The sequence below is a fragment of the Sphingomonas sp. AC449 genome, from assembly GCF_979253475.1.
Genome location: NZ_CEEDCZ010000002.1, coordinates 194,714 through 211,843, shown reverse-complemented (window position 1 = coordinate 211,843; position 17,130 = coordinate 194,714). Strand labels below are relative to the sequence as shown.

Genomic DNA, 17,130 nt, shown 5'->3' with positions numbered 1-17,130 from the left:
CGCAGCGGTCAATAGTCGCGCGACACACGCACGTTCGCGCTCTGCCGGCCGAGCGTCGAGATGCTCGACAGAAGCGAGAGCCAGCGCGTGACCTGGAATTCCACCTGGGTCGCGCTGTACCCCTGCCCATCGGTCACGATCTCTGCATAGAGCCGTCGCGTGACGTATTTGCCCGCGGCGATCGACGTTCCCTGCCCGGTCTGCGGATCGGCCGGCAGGATGCGCAGACGGTCGAGCCCGGCGGCGCGGCGGACCGCGTTGATCGGATTGATGCCATTGCCACCGTCCTGCAACGCCGCCACCGCGGCAGCGAGCTGCAAGGCCTCGGGCGCCGACAGGTTGGTGATCGACGTGCCGAACAGCAGCCGTGACAGCAGTTCGTCCTGCGGCAGCGCAGGGGTGCTGGTAAACCCGATCTCGGGTTTGAGCGCATAGCCCGTCACCCGGATGGACGCGTTCAGTCCGGTGGAATCCGCATTGGCCTCGATATCGAGCGCGGGATTGGCGGGCACGCCGCCGTCGAAGCGGATCACCCCGCGCGCGAGCTCGAATTCGCGGCCGGCGAATTCATAGTCCCCCCGGATCAGCGTCGCCCGCCCGGTGATCGCCGGGTTCTGCGGCTGGCCCGCAATCTGCAGGTTGGCGGACCATTCGCTCGTCAGACCGAGGCCACTGACCATCACCTGGTTGGGCGCGCGCGCCTTGATCGCCAGCGTCCAGGGCTGGGTCGGGGCTGCGACCTCCTCGCCGCCATCGGGGAGGTTGATCTCGCGGATGTTGAGCTGTGGCACCGCACTCGCCGCGGTCGCCTGCCCGAGCCGGTAGCGGCTCTTATTCATGACCACGTCTCCGGCGATCACCCCGCCGCGGCCATCGGACGTGAAGGTCAGCGGTCCGCTGACGGTCGCGCCGATATCGTCGCGGTTGATCATCACCGCATTGTCGGCCAGCAACCGCAGATCGATGCCCAGGCCGTTTCTGGCGGCGAAGTCGAACCCGCCCGTGCCCGTCACGCGCCCGCCCTTGCCCGCATCGGCCGCGAAGCGATCGATCACCAGACGCGAGCCGCCGAACCGTCCCGTCGCTTGCACGTTCGACAGGATCGTCCCCGTCGTACCGCTCTCGATCCTCGCATTGGTCGCGCGAACGACGCCGCGAATGACGGGATTGTCGATCGTGCCGGCGACGTCCGCGCCGATCGCGACCGGCCCCGACAGATCGAACAGCTCGACCCCCGTCAGCCGCCAGAGCGTATCGGCGGGGCCGCTGTAGCGCACCTGCCCGAACAGCCGCGCCGCGCTGATCCGCGTCGCCAGATCACCCGGACCGAGCGGCGACAACTGCGCCTGCGCACGCCCGATCGTCTTGCCGGCGGATGCGACGACGGCGCGCAACCCCAGCTTGTCGGGCGAGAGCAGCGCGGCGATGCCGACGTCGATCGGCTGCGACGACAGCACCAGCCCGGCGCGGCTCAACCCGCGGATCGTCAGGTCGGCCTTGCCGGTCGGTGCCGCACCATTTGCGGTGACGATGCTGAAACTGCCCGAGGCGAGCCCGCCAAGGCCCAGCCCCGGATAGCCGATATCCATGATCGCCAGCGGCATTCGCGTCAGGCTCGCATCGATTGCGGTCGTCGCGGCGGTAAACCGTCCCCCGACCATCGCCTCCCCGCCCGAAAAGCTCAGCCGGGTCGGTGCGAGCCGCCACCCGTCGCCGTCGCGTGTCACGATCGCCGGCGACAGGAGTTTGAGCGGGCGGCGATCGAGCGTTCCCTGTGCGGCGATGCTGTAGCTGTCCGCCGTGACCTGCGTGACGCTCTGGATGTCGAAACCGCGACCACGCGACCCCGCGATCGACGCCCTGATCTGTCCGACGCCCCCGCGCAGCGACGCGGTGCCGCCGAGCCGCGCGATGCTCAGTTTGCCCCGCCGCAGCCCCTGCGCGGTCACCTTCGCCTCGATCGACGTTCCCGCGGGATCGAGCACCGTGACGAGGTCGAGGTGACCGCGACTGAGCGTCCAGCCCGCGAGCGCGCCGGTACGGGCATCGAGATGCGCCTCGATCCGTTGATCGTCGCCGACCGGACGGAACAGCAATTCGCCGGACAGGCCGCCGCCGCCGACCGCGAGCCGGCCGTTGAAGCCGCCAGCGACGATCGCAAGGTTGCCGGTAGCGCGGGTCCCGCTGACGTCGAGCGCGCCGATCGCGATCGTCGCTCCGGCGCCGCGTGGCAGCAGGATCGCGCCATTCGCGGTGAACGGTCCGAGTCGCGACCCGCCTGCCGCATTGAACGCATAGCCCTGGGCCGTCGGATCGAGATGCGCGCGGACGTTCGACAGGCCGAGCGTCGCATTGGGCTGCGCGAAGACGAGATCGAGCGTCGGCCGTTCGATCCTGCCGTCGAGCGTCAGCGTCACCGCACCATAGGTCTGCTGCCGCCCGCCGCCTTCGAAATGAAAGCTGCCGTCACGACGTCGGTATCCGTTGCCGCGAAGCTGGATCTGCGGGGCAACGAGAACGAGATCGGTGAAGTGGAGGATGCCGTCGGCTGTCCGCTCGAGCTTCGCGGTAAGCCGCGGGAGACCCCCCGCCAGGCTCCGGAAAAAGGCGTTGTCGAGGCGTATCATCTGCGCCGAACCCTGTCCGACGACGCGCGTGCCCCTGCCATTGGGGCCGGGCACCACGCGCAGGTCGGACTTGACGTCGACGATGCCGAGCCCCGGGATCAGATAGCGCCCGAGCGTTCCGTTCACCCCGACCTCGAACCGTCCGGTACGCAGGTCGAGTTGCAGGTTGATCCGTCCGTTGAGCTTGTCCGATCGCAGCACGAGGTCATCGCCGGTGAGCAGCGCGGGGGTGATCCGGAAGCGTCCATCGACCGACAGGTTGCGCAGGATGCCGCCGGCGACATCGCCGACCCCCGTCACGCGCGCCGCGGTAAAGCGGATCGGGACGATCACGGGCGCGGCGGACAACCGCCCCTTGCCCGCCGCGCGCGCGCGCTCGAACCCGGTCTTGTCGAAGGCGATACGCTCGGCGTCGATCCGATAATCGAAGCTGGCGGTCGCGAACGGACCGTCGAGGATCGTCCGGACTTCGATCGCACGGCCACTCATCGTTCCGATCAGCGCCGATGGCTGTAGCAGCCGCGCCTTGATCCGCACGTCGCGGAACGCATTCGCGCCGAGATCGACAATGCCCGTCGTGTCGATCGCCAGCGCGCGCGACCGCACCGAAAGCTGTCCATCGATCCGCCGCCGTTCGAAGGTGGCCGCACCATTCACGCGAATTCGCGGCGCGGTCAGGCGCTGGAGCCGCCCGGTCAGTATCGCGGACGGCGCAAGCGTACCCGACAAGCCATAGCGACCGCGAGTCTGCTCGAGCGCGAGGTCGATGACATCGGTACCACCCGCCCGACCCCTGGCGCGTCCGGTCCAGCGTGCCCAGCTGCCGTCGCCGGTGACGTCGAGGACGACGCTGCGCCGGACGCCTACCATGCGCGCGAGGACACCATTGGCGGCCCCCTGCGCCGATACGTCGATGTCGAAGCGATCGCGCGCGGGTTCCGCGTCGATCCGCAACTTCACCCGATCGCTCCCGGCAACGCGTGCCGCGAGGTCGACCAGCGCGCGCCCGGACCGGATGTCGGCGCGCCCATCGAGCCGCGCGACGCGCCGGGTGCCGAGCACGCCATGCGCGAGGGTCAGCTGCCCCACCGAAAGCCGGGCGATGCGGATATCGAAATCGGGCAGGATCGGTGTGTGCGTGCGCGACGGGCGCGTTCGCGGCGTGTGCAGCAGCGCCGCCCGATCGATCGCCAGACGATCGATATCAAGCGTGTTGGAGAACCAGCGGAACGGGGACCAGTCGAGCGCGACACGCGGCGCCTCGAACACCAGCCCGTCGAGATCGTAGACGCGGAGGTCGACCAGCCGCGTGTTCGAATAGAGCGAGCCGTCGATCCGGCCGACGGTGAACCGCAGGCCGTTCGCGGTCCGGATGTCGCCGATCCGGTTCGCGACATAGCGATGCCCGATATCCGTATCGACGACGAGCAAAGCGGTCGCGACGATCGCGAGCAGCGCGATGATCGCCCCGACCAGCCACCGCCACCAGCGGATGCCGCGCGTGCGCGGCTCCGCCACGGCGGGCGTTTCCGCCTGGTCCTGCGCGTCCATCAGAATGCCTGCCCGAGCGACACGTAGACGGCTATCCGGCTGTCACCAGGCTGCGGATTGATCGGCGTCCCGACATCGAGCCTGATCGGTCCGAAGTTCGAATAATAGCGCACGCCGATCCCGGTGCCATATTGCAGGCCGGTGAATTTGGGCAGCGGCGAGGTGTAAATGTTGCCGGCGTCGAGGAACGGCACGACGCCGAAATTGCCGAACGCCTTGACGCGTGCCTCGATCGAGAATTCGGTCAGGCTGCGGCCTCCGATCGGGTCGTTGTTGGGGTCGCGTGGGCCGATCGACTGATAGCCATAGCCGCGGACCGATGCGCCGCCGCCCGCGTAGAAGCGCCGCGACGGCGCCACCTCATCGCGCGGTGCCCCCACGATCGTCCCGAGGCGCGTGCGCCCGGCGATGACGATCCCGTCCCGCACCGTATGGTACACGCTGGCATCGACCTGCGTCCGGGCATAGCCGAACACCGAGCCCTGGAACGATGCCTCCGGACTGAGCCGGCCACCAAGCCGGAACCCGCGCGTCGGATTGAGCAGGTCGTTGGACCCGTCATAGTTCAAGCTGGTCGGGAGCGCGCCAATGAAGAAGGTCCGCCGCCTCGGGTCGCCGGTCGTGACGATCACGTCGCGCTCGTCAGAGGCGACCAGTTCGGCACCGAGCGACCAGGTCCAGGTTTTCTGAAAGAAGATGTTCGTCTGCCGCTCGACGCTGCCGGCGAGCGTGAAGGTGCGCGCGTCGAAGGCGTCGCGATTGATGTGCACCGCCGAAACCTGCGCGGTCAGCACGCGGTCGCGCGCATGAAAATTGTTGCGGCGATAGACGATCGACCCGAGTTGCTCCTGCGTGCCGATCACGCTGCGCAGCGTCAGCGCACCCTCGGGCGGGAACAGGTTGCGGTGCGTCCAGCTGACCTCCGCACGCGCGCCCTCCCCCGTTCCGTAGCCCAGTTCACCCGCGATGGTATGCGGGGGCGCGGGGTCCAGCTTGACGCCGATATCGACGCTGTCCGCGGTCGCGCCGGCGATCGGCCTGACCTCGACCGAGGATACCAGGCTCGTCTGCACGAGCGCGCGACGCAGGTCGTCGAGGTCGTTCGCATCATAGGGCTGGCCGGGCGAGAATCGCGCGATCTCCTGGACATGACCGGCGTCGAACACGCGGTTCCCGGGCAACGCGACGATCCGGCCGAACCGCTTGGCACCGCCGGGAACCACCGACAGGTCGAGCGTTGCGGTCCTGGTGGCATGGTCGACCACGATCGCCGAGTCCCCGACCTTGGCGAACGGAAAGCCCTCGCGCCCGATCTGCGTCGTCAGTTGCGCCTCGCCGGCCACGATCGCGTCCGAATTGACCGGGTCATCGGCCTTGACCCCGAACGCCTTGGCGAGTGCCGGTGCCTTGTCCCCGGCCGCCGCGAGCCCGTCGATCGTGACGCCCTTGAAGACATAGCGCGTACCGGGTTCCGCGGAGACGATCACCAGCGGCTTGGCGCCGGGTTCGACCCGCGTCGACACGCGCGCATCGTAATAGCCCTCCGCGCGAAGCAGGCTGTTGAGCAGATCGGCGTCCTCACGCGCACGCCGGTCGAGCTGCGCGGCATTCGCGACCTCGCCGTCATTGGCGTTGAGCGTCGACAATTGCCTGAAGCGCAGTTTCAACAGCGTGTTGTCGATGCCGTCGATACCGTCGAGTCGCCACACATAGCGCGCCTCGGCCACCGCATCGGTGGTCGTCGCGATCGTCACCGGATCCGCAGGCGACGCCGCGAGGTCGGGCCACGCCACGCCGATATCGGGCATCGCGTCGAGCGGCGCATTCGGATCGAGCGCAACCTGTCCGGCCGGATCCTGCACCCGTGCGGTGCCGGCGGGCGTGCCCGTGGCCGGTACCGCGTCGCGCGCCGACGCCGCTGTCTGCGCGACCGCAACGGACGTCGCGGTGAAACCGGGTACGACAAGGATGGCGGTGGCCGTGCCGAGCCGGACCCACCCGAAGCGGAACACCATGACCGCGTCCTAGCCGGGCTTCCGTCCGCGCGACAGTCATTCGTGACGCATTTTCGCCACGTTTCATCATGGAGCTTCGGAAACTTGGCGGGCGATCAATCGATTAGGACAGCTGCGCCGGGTTGCGTGCCGCCAGCCCCCCGGCCGAGTCCCCCGTCACGTCGATAGCAAGCTGGTATCGCGCACGATGTCGTGGCAGGCACAGCCTATGTCTGAAAAACGTCCCAGTGCCGCCGGCGGCGCCCTCATTGCGCTCGGTATTCTCGCAGGTGCCGCGATCGGATTCGCGATCGGGCAGGCGACACCCGGGCTGCTGATCGGGACTGCGATCGGTGTCGCCGCGGCGGTCGTGATCTGGATGCGGGACCGCCGCTAGTCGGGCTCGCGCATCTGCCAGACGACACGGCCGATCACGACGACGTCACCGGCGGGCACCGCATCCGCCGCCGGATTGTCGCTCGTCACCGTCAGCGTGCCCCGCGATGTCGCGACACGTTTGACCATCACGAGATCGCCGATCCTGACGACATAGGGAGCCCCGCGTGACCGTGGTGCGCGGTCGGCCGTGTCGACGACGATATGGTCGCCGTCGCGAAACCCCGGCTCCATCGAGCTTCCCCTGACGCGGATGATCGCGGCCTTGCCGTCGCGCAAGCCAAGCCGGCGCGCGAGTGCGCGATCGATCACGTCGGTACCGACGACGACCTCGTCGTCGACGAGGGTACCGGGGCCGGCCGACGCCCGTACTGCCAGCCGCGCGATGCGGAACCCCGCCGCCTCGACGGTATCGCCCCCCAGAATGGCCTCGGCCACGCCGAAATATTGCGCGAGCATCCGGCGATCGCCCTCCGCCAGTCGCCGTGGCGACCCGCGCTTCACGAACTGCTGCAGATAGGCCGCGTTACGCCCGATCATCGCCGACAAGGCTGCAAGGCTGTCGCCGCGCGCCTCGGCGAGGACCGCCAACGTTTCCCGGGGATCTGCGTTCGGCATGCACAACCATAGCATAGGAAAAATCCTAGACAAGCCGCGCTCAAAAGAACAAAGAAGGAACATCAGCGAATCCAGTGGGGATCGCGTCGAAAACCGGAGGGCAGGCGGATGGATGTGCTGATGAGGATAGACGAGTATCTCAGAGTGGCCGGAATGCCGCCCACCACGTTCGGACGGCTGGCTGCGCGCGATCCGCGGCTGGTCCGGGATCTGCGTCGCGGTCGCAGGCCGCGCCCGCCGATGATGGCGCGCCTGCAAGGCTTCTTGAACCGTCATCACGCCGGCCATCAGGCATGAGGATGGAAGAGATCCGCCGCCCCGATGCCGGGACGCTGTTCACGCGCGCGCTTCGCAGCGAGGCGACCACCGCGGGCCACGCGATCGGCGTCACGGATATCGCGAGCCGGTGCTGGTCGAGTGCGACCTTTACGGGGGACCAGATCCTGCTCAGGATCGTCGTCGCGTCGCCGACGCAGGATGGCATACCCGGTATTCTATCCTGGCTGTCGACGCTTCCCGAAGCCGCTTTCTGCCTGCGCGGGCATATCGTTGTCGATCTGGCAATCGACTCATCCGTCGTGATCGGCGCGGAAGTGCACGCAACCATCGCCGTGCTCACACTGATCGACGTCTAAACGCCCGCGTGGGGCTGGACTTTCGACCGCCGAACCACGAAGTCAGCGGTCAACGAAGGAGATGACGATGGCCGGGATGGGCAAGTTCGACTGGGCAGATCCGTTCCTGCTCGACGATCAGTTGAGCGAGGACGAGCGGATGATCCGCGACAGCGCGAAGGCCTATGCCGACGACAAGCTCGCGCCGCGGATCATCGACGCGTTCCAGCACGAGCATACCGATCCCGCGATTTTCCGCGAGATGGGCGCGCTCGGGTTGCTCGGACCGACCATCCCCAAAGAATATGGCGGCGTCGGCGCGTCGTACGTGGCCTATGGTCTGGTCGCGCGCGAGGTGGAGCGGATCGACTCGGGCTATCGCTCGATGATGTCGGTGCAGTCGAGCCTTGTCATGTATCCGATCAACGCGTTCGGCTCCGAAGAACAAAAGAAGAAATATCTGCCCAAGCTCGCGACGGGCGAGTGGATCGGCTGTTTCGGGCTGACCGAGCCCGATGCCGGCTCCGATCCCGGCGGCATGACGACGCGCGCGAAGAAGACGGCCAATGGCTATGTCATCTCTGGCGCCAAGACGTGGATCTCAAACTCGCCGATCGCTGACGTGTTCGTCATCTGGGCGAAGTCGGACGAGCATGGTGGCGGCATCCGCGGCTTCATCCTCGAGCGCGGTATGAAGGGGCTCGAGACGCCCAAGATCGAGGGCAAGCTGTCGCTCCGTGCGTCGATCACCGGCATGGTGATGATGGACGAAGTCGAGGTCGGCGAGGATGCGCTGCTCCCCGACGTGCAGGGGCTGAAGGGGCCGTTTGGCTGTCTCAACCGTGCGCGCTACGGGATTTCGTGGGGCGCACTCGGCGCCGCCGAATTCTGTTTCCATGCCGCGCGGCAATATGGCCTCGATCGCAACCAGTTCGGCACGCCGCTCGCCGGACGCCAGCTTTTCCAGAAGAAGCTCGCGGACATGGAGACCGAGATTGCGCTCGGGCTGCAGGCGTCCCTGCGCGTCGGGCGGCTGATGGACGAGGGCCGGTTCGCGCCCGAGATGGTCTCAATCGTCAAGCGCAACAATGTCGGCAAGGCGCTCGACATCGCGCGGATGAGCCGCGACATGCACGGCGGCAACGGGATTTCGGGGGAGTATCAAGTGATGCGCCACCTGATGAACCTCGAGACCGTCAACACGTATGAGGGCGCGCACGACGTCCACGCGCTGATCCTCGGCCGCGCAATCACGGGTATCGCGGCGTTTTGAGAGCGGCCAGCGCACCGTCCCCTACACCCGTCACCCCAGCGAAAGCTGGGGTCTCCCGCGGCAGGCACGCCCGCTGCTACGGGGATATCCCAGCTTTCGCTGGGATGACGGGCGTTTCGGCATGGTGAAGGACACCCCCCTCGCCGGGCTGAAAGTCATCGAGCTCGCCCGCATTCTTGCCGGCCCCTGGGCAGGCCAAGTCCTCGCCGATCTCGGCGCCGACGTCGTCAAGATCGAGAGCCCCGCCGGCGACGACACGCGCAGCTGGGGCCCGCCGTTCATCGAAAACCCCGACGGGACCCGCGACGCCGCCTATTTCCACGCCGCCAACCGGGGGAAGCGCTCGGTCGTCGCCGACTTCACCACCCCCGAAGGCCAGGCGCTCGTCCGCGACCTGATCGCCGACGCAGACGTCATCATCGAGAATTTCAAGGTCGGTGGGCTCGCCAAATACGGGCTCGACTACGCCAGCCTCGCCGCGGTCAACCCACGGCTCGTCTATTGCTCGATCACCGGCTTCGGGCAGGACGGCCCCTATGCCCCCCGCGCCGGCTACGACTTCATCGTCCAGGGCATGAGCGGGATCATGGACCTGACCGGCGAGCCCAACGGCGCCCCGCAGAAGATTGGCGTCGCCTTCGCCGACATCATGACCGGGTTATATTCCGTGATCGCGATCCAGGCCGCGCTCGCGATGCGCGAGCGGACCGGCAAGGGTCAGCAGATCGACATGGCGCTGCTCGACACGATGACCGGCGTGCTCGCCAACCAGGCGATGAACTGGTTTGCCAGCGGCGTCTCGCCGACGCGCGTCGGCAACGCGCACATGAACGTGTGCCCCTATGCCGTCTTCCCGACGAGCGACGGCTGGTTCATCCTCGCGGTCGGCAATGACGGCCAGTTCCGCCGCTTCTGCGACGCGATGGCGCTGCCCGAGATGCGCGACGATCCGCGGTTCGCGACCAATGCCGGGCGGCTCGCCTTCAAGGACCTGTTGTTCGCGGGGATCGAGGCGGCGACCTCGCTGGTGCCCAAGCTCGCGCTGCTCGCGCGGCTGGAGGCCGTCGGCGTCCCCGCCGGTCCGATCAACACCGTCGCACAGGCGTTCGACGATCCGCAGGTGATCGCGCGGGGCATGCGTGTAGATGCCAAGCGACCAGATGGCTCAACCGTACCGGGGCTCCGCACACCGATACGCTTCTCCGACGCCGATCTCGCGACCGGCCGCGAGGCGCCGACGCTCCCCCGTCCGTCATCCTGACGAAAGTCAGGATCCAGAGCCAGTTGCGCTAGCGGTCGTGGCTCTGGATCCTGGGTCAAGCCCAGGATGACGCGGAGGCGTCAGGCGACCGCGGTCACCGGCTTGCGCGCATACAGCCCGTACGCCAGGATCAGCGCATAGCAGATCGCCGGGAGCAGCAGCGCGAAGTGCAGGCTGCCCGACGTATCGGCCAGCATCCCCGTCAGATACGGGATGATCGCGCCACCGACGATCGCGGTGGCGATCACGCCCGACCCTTCGGCCGCACGCTTGCCGAGACCTTCCGACGCCAGCGCGAAGATCGTTGGGAACATCACCGCGTTCATCAGGCCGATCGCCAGCAACGCCCAGCCCGACGTCGCGCCCTCGGTGTTCGCCGAGATCAGGATCAGCGCCAGCGTCCCCGTCGCGACGCCCGCGAGCACCTTGCCCGGCGAGACCTTGTTCAGCACATACGCGCCGATGAACCGGCCGACGAGCGCGCCGCCCCAGTAGAACGGCACGTGCTTGCCCGCCGCGACGTCGCTCAGCCCCATGACGCTCGGCTGCATCAGATAGTTCACGATCAGCGACCCGACCGCGACCTCGGCACCGACATACAGGAAGATGCACGCCGTCCCCATCGCGAAGCGCGGGCGCTTGAGCAGCGTAAAGGCGTGGAAGATGCTGCCGGTCTGCTCCTGCTCTTCGTTGAGCCGGTTGCGCCTCGTCCATACGACCGCGGCGACGACCAGCAGCGCGATCGCGAGGCCGATATAGGTGTGGACCACCGTCCGCGACGATTCCGTCCGGTACGCGTCGAGCGCGGCGCCGGTGAGCTTGGAGGAGTCGACCGTGGCCAGCCCGCCGAGGATCAGCGCCGAGCCGACATAGGGGAAGATGGTGGTGCCGAGCGAGTTGAACGCCTGCGCGAACGTCAGCCGGCTCGACGCCGACTTGGGATGACCGAGTGCGGAGATCAGCGGGTTCGCCACGACCTGCACCACGGTGATGCCGGCGCCGAGCACGAACAGCGCGAACAGGAACATGCCGAAGCTCGCCTGCCCCGCCGCCGGGATGAACAACAGGCACCCCGCGGTCATCGTCACGAGACCGATCGACGCGGTGCGCATATAGCCCGCCTTGCGCACGATCGCCGCGGCGGGGATCGAGAACAGCGCATAGGCGAGGAAGAACGCCGACTGGACCAGCATCGCGGTCGCGTGGTCGAGCGTGAACAGCTCCTTCATCTTCGGAATGATGATGTCGTTGAGCGAGGTGATGCCGCCGAAGATGAAGAACAGCGCGAACACGAACACGCGCAGATCGGGCGCATCATAGCCGTGGCTGGCATCGCCGTCGGCGGCATGGCCATGCGCCGAGGCGGTGGAATGGGTATCGACGTGCATGATCTGGGGCGCCCTCTCGCGTACTTTGGCCGCGGCATAAGCCGTGGCGGCGGGGCGTGGCAATGCCGAACGGCAATTGCCGGGGTTTCAGGGTTCGGGTATGCTGCACCGGACAAAAAGATTGGGAGAGCATCCGATGGCGACCGCAGTCCTGCGCAATTCGACGGTCTCGACCGCGGAATGGGAGGCGCGCCAACAACTTGCCGCCTGTTACCGCGTGTTCGACATGCTGGGCTGGTCGGAGATGATCTACAATCACATCACGCTCAAGATCCCGGGCGAGGATGGCGCGTTCCTGATCAACCCGTTCGGGCTGCATTTCAGCGAGGTCACCGCATCGAGCCTCGTCAAGATCGACATCGACGGCAACAAGCTCGACGACAATCCCTATCCGGTCAATCTGGCGGGCTTCACGCAGCACGCCCTGTTCCACAAGCACCTGCCCGACGCACATTGCATCATGCACACGCATACCACCGCGGGCATGGCGGTCAGCGCGGTCGAGGGCGGGCTACGGCCGACCAATTTCTATGCGTGCAACTTCATCGGCCAGATCGCCTATCATGATTTCGAAGGCGTCACCGTCCGCTCGGAAGAAGGCGAACGGCTGATCGAGCATCTCGGCGACAAGCGTGTCATGCTGCTGCGCAACCACGGCATCCTCGTCATGGGGCGGACGCTGCCCGAGGCGTTCATCAAGCACTGGTCGCTGCAGCGTGCCTGCGAAATCCAGGCCGCGACCGCGTCGATGGGGACGCCGATCCTGATCCCCGACGACGTCGTCAGGGTGCATCAGCGCGATCTCGGCAAGGTGTCGCTGCCCGGTGGGGCCGGCAAGGCCGATTTCGACGCGATGGTCCGCCTTGTCGACAAGCAGGATACGGGCTGGCGGCAATAGCCTCTTTCCGCCGGCCGCGGCGATGCGCTAGCGCACGCCGATGACCCGTTTCACCGTCAACAACCAGGCGATCGAATACCGGCTCGATCCGGCCACGCCGCTGCTCTGGGCGCTGCGTGACGCGTCGAACCTGACGGGTACCAAATATGGCTGCGGCACGGGGCAATGCGGCGCCTGCACCGTGGATATCGATGGCCGTGCCCGGCGCAGTTGCCAGGTCCCGATCGGATCGATCGAGGGCAGCTATGTGACGACGATCGAGGGACTGTCGCACGAGCGCAATCATCCGGTGCAGCTCGCCTTCATCGCCGAAGCCGTCCCGCAGTGCGGCTTCTGCATTCCCGGCATGATCATGGCCGCCGCCGCGTTGCTGCACGCCAATGCGGATCCGAGCGAGGCGGACATTCGCACGCACATCACCAATCTGTGCCGCTGCGGCGTGTATCCCCGCGTCATCGAGGCGGTCCAGCGCGCCGGTCGGGCGACGCGCGGCGAGGAGGTGCTGCCCGCGGGCCCGCGCCCCGGAATCGACCCCGCGGATTCGGCCCGGCTCGTCCCCGCGCTGGTGCCGCCGCCGGCCAGATAGCATGCTTCGGGCGTCGATTCCTGTCGGATCGCTGACGAACCAATTCAGCTTGGCCTCACGGAGGCACGGGTAGACCGGAGTCACCATAGGAGCCGGCTCGTGCGCCGGCAGTCGAGGACGACCGCGATGACGCGTAGGTTTCTGAAGATGTTGCTCGTTGCATCCGTGCTCGTACCGGTCGCCGCGCAGGCGCAGCGGTTCGGTGCCGACGCTCAGGTCAGCGGCGAGACACGCGGCGATCGCGGCGAACGGCCTGATCGCGGCCAGCGCTTCCAGCGGGCCGATCCTGCTGCCGGGGCTGATCCTGCGCAGTCGTTTCGCAGGGACCGTCCCGCCTTCGACCGCGATCCCGGCGGTGACCGCCCACAACGTCCGGCGTTCGAGCGTGACGGCGCGCGTCCCGACTGGAATGGCCGGCCGCGGGCTGATCGCCAGCCGGTCGATCGTGCGCAGATCGACCGCCAGCAATCCGCGCGCCCCGAATCGGATCGTCAGGCCGATCAGGTCCGCGACGCCTGGATCCGGAATTCGGCGGATCGTCGCGGCGATGGTCGGGGTTCCGAGCGCGGCGGTTTCCGGAACGATCGCGGCCCCGGCTTCGACCGCGGCTCCGGCTTCGCTCGCAATCCCGGGTTTGATCGCGGCCCCGGTTTTGGTCGCGATGGGCGTGGTGACCGCAACGATCGGTTCGATCGCGACGACCAGTTCGGACGCGACGGTCGCTTTGCGCGCGATGATCAGCGCGGACGGGGCTATCAGAATCGGCAGCAGTTCGGCGGCTTTGCGAATGCGCCCGGCTATGGACGTGGCGGCTACGACACGCGTCGGCTCGACCAGCGCGGAACGTGGAACCGGGGATGGCGCAGCGACAACCGCTATGGCTGGAGCAGTTACCGCGCATCCAACCGGGGCGCCTACCGCCTGCCGCGCTATTATGCGCCGAGCGGATGGGGCTATGGCTATCGCCGCTTCAACATCGGCTTTTCGCTCAACAGCATCCTGTACAACCAGAATTACTGGATCCAGGATCCCTATACCTACCGTCTTCCCGAGGCATATGGGCCCTATCGCTGGGTCCGCTATTACAATGACGCGCTGCTCGTCGACCTCGACAGCGGACGCGTCGTGGACACGGTGTACGACATCTTCTGGTGACCAGGACGGAGCGTGGCCGGGCTTTCAGCCTTGGTCACGCTCCGCCAGGCCAGCAATGCGCCGTCGTTCTCGGGCGTGAGACGATCCCGCGTCGACCCCAGTCCCCGTCCCTCTTGCGTTTCACCGCACCACTGCGCAGATTCAGACGCATGGGCTTCTTCTCCAAAGCAAAACCGCAGGATCCGATGGCGACGGTGCGTCAGGCCGCTGGTGCGAGCGTGGCCGCACGGCTCGACGCCAACCCGAAGGTCGAGCGCGTTGCGATCGATGGCGTGCAATTCTACCACCACGCCGATTTCGCCGATGCGGCGACGTCCAAGAAGCTCGTCGCGCTGATCGATTCGAAGCGCCGACCCTCGACGCTCCTGTCCGATCGCCCCAACAGCAGCTTCCGAACCTCCGAAAGCTGCGACATGGATCGCTGGTCCGCCGACGTGCAACCGACCGATGAGGCAATCGCGCAACTGCTCGGCATCGACCTGCCGCATGGCGAGACGATGCAGGGGCAGCGTTATGCCCCCGGCCAGCAGTTCCGCGCGCATCACGATTATTTCCATGCCAGCGAAAGCTATTGGGAGCGCATGCAGCAACAGGGCGGTCAGCGGACCTGGACAGCGATGCTCTACCTCAACGACGTGGCCGAAGGCGGCGCGACGTGGTTCCCGCACGCCGGTATTAAGGTCGCGCCGAAACGTGGCCTGCTGCTCGCCTGGAACAACATGAGCGCCGACGGCAGCCCGAACGCCCTGACGCTGCACGAAGGCATGCCCGTCGTCGACGGCGTCAAATATATCGTCACCAAATGGTTTCGCGAACGGCCGTGGATCAAGTGATCTAACGCGCCACGGCAACGCCTTTGTCCGACTCGCTTTGCCGGACACCCCGTCCGCGTAGACCTGAGGGCTGCTGCCGGCGTTCCGACGGCAGAGGGCGAACGCGTCGTGCCCGGGTCGCATGCGGCGCACGCAGGCCGCTCGACAATCGCCCGGCAGCCACTACGTCCGACGCATGACAGTTCTCGGCGTAACCTCGTCCATCCTCGGCCAGCCCTGGCGCTGGCGCGCGCTTGCCGCAGACGGCCGCGACGGCTTCACGGGCGACGATCTCGTCACCCAGCTGCTCCTCGCGCGCGGCTGTCCGCGCGAGGGGCTCGATGCGCACCGCTCGCCGTCGATCCGCGCGTTCATGCCCGACCCGTCGATCTTTCGCGACATGGACCGCGCCGCCGACCGGCTCGCCGATGCGGTTCAGGCGGGCGAACAGGTCGCGATCTTCGGCGACTATGACGTCGATGGTGCGACGTCCGCCGCGCTGATGGTGCTCGTGCTGCGCGACCTCGGCATCGAGGCGCGGCCCTATATCCCCGACCGGCTGCTCGAAGGCTATGGCCCATCGGGCGAAGCCATGGTCCGGCTCGCGGGCGAAGGCGCGTCGCTGATCGTGACCGTCGATTGCGGTGCGCAGGCGTTCGACGCGCTGGACGCCGCGCGCGATGCGCCGGTCGACGTCATCGTCATCGATCATCACAAATGCTCGACGACGTTGCCGCACGCGCTGGCGGTCGTGAACCCGAACCGGCTCGACGAGGACGAAGGCGCCGCGCACGGCCACCTCGCCGCGGTCGGGATGTGCTTCCTCACCGCCGCCGCGCTCGTCCGCACCTTGCGCACGCGCGGCTTCTTCGCCGATCGGGCCGAGCCGAAGCTGATCGACCTGCTCGACATCGTCGCCCTGGGGACGGTCGCCGATGTCGCGCAGCTGCGCGGGCTGAACCGTGCGTTCGTCGCGCAGGGCCTGAAGGTGATGGGTGCGCGTCGCAACATCGGCGTCGCCGCGCTCATCGAGGCATCGCGGCTGACGCGTAACCCGACCTGTACCGATCTCGGCTTTGCACTGGGCCCGCGGATCAACGCGGGCGGCCGTGTCGGGCGTGCCGACCTCGGCGTCCGGCTGCTCACGACGCTAGACCCCGACGAGGCGCGGACGATTGCGGCTGAGCTCGATCGGCTCAACGAGGAACGCCGGGCGATCGAGACGGGCGTGCAGGAGGCCGCCGACCTGCTCGCCAGCCGCGATCGCGCGGTTGCCGTCGTCGCGGGGCATGGCTGGCATCCCGGCGTCATCGGCATCGTCGCAGGCCGGCTCAAGGAAAAGCTCGGCCGGCCCGCGATCGTGATCGCAATCGACGAGCATGGCGTCGGCAAGGGATCGGGACGCTCGATCCCCGGCGTCGATCTTGGCGCGGCGATCATGGCGGCCCGCGAGCACGGCCTGCTCAGTGCGGGCGGCGGGCATGCGATGGCCGCAGGACTCACCATCACCGCGTCCGCAATCCCCGCCTTCACCGATTTTCTCGAGGAGCGGCTCGCGGCCGCCGTCGAGCGATCCAATGGCGACCGTGCGCTCCTCCTCGATGCGGTGCTTGCGCCCGGCGGCGTCAATCCCGGCCTTGTCGACTCGCTCGAGGTCGGCGGACCGTACGGCATGGGCTGGCCAGCGCCCCGCGTGGCGATGGGTCCTGTCCGGGTCATCAGGGCGGACGTCGTCGGCAACGGCCATGTCCGGACCGTCGTCGCGGGCGACGATGGTCGCAGCATCAAAGCGATGGCGTTCCGCGCCGCCGACAGCGCACTGGGCCAGGCACTGCTCGGCGCCGCACCGCACCGCAAGCTCTGGCTCGCCGGCCGCGCGAAGATCGACGACTGGTCCTCGCGTCCATCGGCGGAATTACACGTCGAAGATGCCGCCTGGGCCGATTGAGGGGTTGAC

Annotated in this window: 14 protein-coding genes; 10 read left to right on the top strand and 4 right to left on the bottom strand. The window is 67.5% G+C overall.

Annotation, left to right across the window (positions count from 1 at the left end; all coding sequences use genetic code 11):
- Positions 1 to 8: 8 nt before the first annotated feature.
- Positions 9 to 4,178 carry a translocation/assembly module TamB domain-containing protein gene (locus AC0CH3_RS04570; protein ID WP_354302282.1) on the bottom strand — a complete coding sequence of 1,390 codons (4,170 nt, stop codon included), beginning with the start codon at positions 4,176 to 4,178 and terminating at the stop codon, positions 9 to 11.
- Positions 4,178 to 6,193 carry an autotransporter assembly complex protein TamA gene (locus tag AC0CH3_RS04565; protein ID WP_354302280.1) on the bottom strand — a complete coding sequence of 672 codons (2,016 nt, stop codon included), beginning with the start codon at positions 6,191 to 6,193 and terminating at the stop codon, positions 4,178 to 4,180. The genes AC0CH3_RS04570 and AC0CH3_RS04565 overlap by 1 nt, the downstream gene beginning before the upstream one ends.
- 208 nt (positions 6,194 to 6,401) lie before the next feature.
- Here AC0CH3_RS04565 and AC0CH3_RS04560 point away from each other — a divergent pair, with 208 nt between their 5' ends.
- On the top strand, positions 6,402 to 6,569 hold the full coding sequence (locus AC0CH3_RS04560) for a DUF2207 domain-containing protein (protein WP_162235475.1): 168 nt from the start codon (positions 6,402 to 6,404) through the stop codon (positions 6,567 to 6,569).
- Here the strand turns inward: AC0CH3_RS04560 and AC0CH3_RS04555 are convergent.
- Positions 6,566 to 7,186, bottom strand: coding sequence for a S24 family peptidase (locus tag AC0CH3_RS04555; RefSeq protein ID WP_354302277.1), 621 nt, complete (start codon positions 7,184 to 7,186; stop codon positions 6,566 to 6,568). The two genes, AC0CH3_RS04560 and AC0CH3_RS04555, sit on opposite strands and share 4 nt — an antisense overlap.
- Positions 7,187 to 7,294: 108 nt before the next feature.
- On the opposite strand from AC0CH3_RS04555, the gene AC0CH3_RS04550 reads away from it, so the two are divergent.
- The 4 genes from AC0CH3_RS04550 to AC0CH3_RS04535 all read left to right on the top strand — a co-directional run bounded on the left by AC0CH3_RS04550 (position 7,295) and on the right by AC0CH3_RS04535 (position 10,334).
- Positions 7,295 to 7,483, top strand: a complete 189-nt coding sequence (locus AC0CH3_RS04550) for a hypothetical protein (protein ID WP_354302276.1) — start codon at positions 7,295 to 7,297, stop codon at positions 7,481 to 7,483.
- On the top strand, positions 7,480 to 7,821 hold the full coding sequence (locus AC0CH3_RS04545; protein ID WP_354302275.1) for a hypothetical protein: 342 nt from the start codon (positions 7,480 to 7,482) through the stop codon (positions 7,819 to 7,821). The genes AC0CH3_RS04550 and AC0CH3_RS04545 overlap by 4 nt, the downstream gene beginning before the upstream one ends.
- Positions 7,822 to 7,888: 67 nt before the next feature.
- Positions 7,889 to 9,073, top strand: a complete 1,185-nt coding sequence (locus tag AC0CH3_RS04540; protein WP_465237648.1) for an acyl-CoA dehydrogenase — start codon at positions 7,889 to 7,891, stop codon at positions 9,071 to 9,073.
- Positions 9,074 to 9,194: 121 nt separating this feature from the next.
- Positions 9,195 to 10,334: a CaiB/BaiF CoA transferase family protein gene (locus AC0CH3_RS04535; RefSeq protein ID WP_354302273.1), complete on the top strand. Its 1,140-nt coding sequence runs from the start codon at positions 9,195 to 9,197 to the stop codon at positions 10,332 to 10,334.
- 80 nt (positions 10,335 to 10,414) lie between these two features.
- Here AC0CH3_RS04535 and AC0CH3_RS04530 read toward each other — a convergent pair whose 3' ends face one another.
- Positions 10,415 to 11,722 carry a sugar MFS transporter gene (locus AC0CH3_RS04530; protein WP_354302271.1) on the bottom strand — a complete coding sequence of 436 codons (1,308 nt, stop codon included), beginning with the start codon at positions 11,720 to 11,722 and terminating at the stop codon, positions 10,415 to 10,417.
- A gap of 136 nt (positions 11,723 to 11,858) precedes the next feature.
- On the opposite strand from AC0CH3_RS04530, the gene AC0CH3_RS04525 reads away from it, so the two are divergent.
- From AC0CH3_RS04525 to recJ, 5 genes are all read left to right on the top strand, one after another.
- Positions 11,859 to 12,620, top strand: a complete 762-nt coding sequence (locus AC0CH3_RS04525; protein ID WP_354302269.1) for a class II aldolase/adducin family protein — start codon at positions 11,859 to 11,861, stop codon at positions 12,618 to 12,620.
- A 40-nt stretch (positions 12,621 to 12,660) separates the two neighbouring features.
- Positions 12,661 to 13,206 (top strand): (2Fe-2S)-binding protein, encoded by a 546-nt coding sequence (locus AC0CH3_RS04520; protein WP_354302267.1) that lies wholly within the window; start codon positions 12,661 to 12,663, stop codon positions 13,204 to 13,206.
- Between the two features lie 126 nt (positions 13,207 to 13,332).
- Entirely contained in the window at positions 13,333 to 14,361 is a 1,029-nt protein-coding gene (locus AC0CH3_RS04515) for an RcnB family protein (protein ID WP_354302266.1), read from the top strand.
- Positions 14,362 to 14,510: 149 nt separating this feature from the next.
- The gene (locus AC0CH3_RS04510; protein WP_354302264.1) at positions 14,511 to 15,194 is read left to right on the top strand and encodes a prolyl hydroxylase family protein; all 684 of its coding nucleotides are present in this window, start codon (positions 14,511 to 14,513) and stop codon (positions 15,192 to 15,194) included.
- A 175-nt stretch (positions 15,195 to 15,369) separates the two neighbouring features.
- Complete coding sequence (gene recJ, locus AC0CH3_RS04505) at positions 15,370 to 17,121, top strand: single-stranded-DNA-specific exonuclease RecJ (RefSeq protein ID WP_465237647.1); 1,752 nt, start codon at positions 15,370 to 15,372, stop codon at positions 17,119 to 17,121.
- Positions 17,122 to 17,130 lie beyond the last annotated feature (9 nt).